Raw genomic sequence first — 330 nt, forward strand, 5'->3', positions numbered from 1 at the left:
ATAAAATCATCAATAAGTGCGTGTACTCTGTACTCGGTATCAACATGGAGGGTCAGAAGGAGATTCTTGGAACATGGATCTCAGAAAATGAGTCAGCAAGCTTTTACGCAAGCATATGCTCAGACCTGAAAAACCGCGGAGTCACGGACATTTTTATCGCTTGTCACGATAATCTGACAGGACTTTGTGATGCGATCAACGCTATTTTCCCGAAGACAAAAAATCAGCTCTGCATCGTTCATCAGATAAGAAACAGCTGCAAATTTGTGCCATATAAGGACAGAAAAGCTGTATGCGCTGATTTAAAGAAAATCTACGGTGCAGTCAATC

1 protein-coding gene is annotated in these 330 nt (G+C 41.5%); it reads left to right on the forward strand.

Annotated features, from left to right (window positions below):
- The coding region (locus tag LI114_RS13855) for a transposase (protein WP_227221153.1) at positions 1 to 330 on the forward strand (330 nt) is incomplete at both ends.

Origin of the sequence: Ruminococcus sp. 210702-SL.1.03 (assembly GCF_020559915.1) — a bacterium.
Taxonomy (GTDB): domain Bacteria; phylum Bacillota; class Clostridia; order Oscillospirales; family Ruminococcaceae; genus YE71.